General features: G+C 70.5%; 1 protein-coding gene. It reads right to left on the bottom strand.

The window, feature by feature from the left end:
• Positions 1 to 968 (bottom strand): acetyl-CoA carboxylase biotin carboxylase subunit (locus tag P3W85_RS44635; protein WP_276269537.1); only part of this gene is annotated, 968 nt, incomplete at both ends.

Genomic DNA, 968 nt, shown 5'->3' with positions numbered 1-968 from the left:
CGGCCCCACACGATCAGCTTGGCGATCATGGGATCGTAGTACGGGCTGATGGTATCGCCCTCGCGCACGCCGGAGTCGATGCGCACGCCGGCCGGGCCGTGGTCGTCGTGGCCGCGCTCGAACGTCACCGCCGCCGGGGTGCGCAGGTAGCGCAGCGTGCCGGTGGAGGGCAGGAACTGCTTGTCGGGGTTCTCGGCATAGACGCGGGCTTCCAGCGCGTGGCCGTGGATGCGCAACCGATCCTGCGTCAGGGGCAGCGGCTCGCCCGACGCCACCCGCAGTTGCCACTCCACCAGGTCCTGCCCGGTGATCATCTCGGTGACCGGATGCTCCACCTGCAGGCGGGTGTTCATCTCCATGAAGTAGAAGGAGCCGTCCTGGTTGGCGATGAACTCGACCGTGCCCGCGCCGACGTAGCCCACCGCCTGCGCGGCAGCCACGGCGGCCTCCCCCATGGCTTTCCGGCGCGCCTCGCTCATGCCCGGCGCCGGCGCTTCTTCCAGCACCTTCTGGTGGCGGCGCTGCACCGAGCAGTCGCGCTCGAACAGGTAGACGCAGTTGCCGTGGGTGTCGGCGAACACCTGGATTTCAATGTGGCGTGGGCGGGTCAGGTATTTTTCCACCAGCACGCGGTCGTCGCCGAAGCTGGCGGATGCCTCGCGCTTGACCGAGGCCAGCGCGGCCTCGAAGGCCTCGCCCGCTTCCACCACGCGCATGCCCTTGCCGCCGCCGCCGGCGCTGGCCTTGAGCAGCACGGGGTAGCCGATGCGGTCGGCCTCGCGGCGCAGCAGGGCGGCGTCCTGGTCCTCGCCGTGGTAGCCCGGCACCAGCGGCACCGCGGCCTGCTCCATCAGGCGCTTGGCCGCGCTCTTGCTGCCCATGGCGCGGATGCTGGAAGCCGGCGGGCCGATGAAAACCAGGCCGGCCTCGGCGCAGGCTTCGGCGAAGCCGTCGTTCTCGGAGAGGAA

The sequence above is a fragment of the Cupriavidus basilensis genome (assembly GCF_029335485.1).
GTDB classification, from domain to species: domain Bacteria; phylum Pseudomonadota; class Gammaproteobacteria; order Burkholderiales; family Burkholderiaceae; genus Cupriavidus; species Cupriavidus basilensis_E.
The sequence above is the reverse complement of the archived record's forward strand: the minus strand, read 5'-3'. Positions and strand labels throughout refer to the sequence as shown.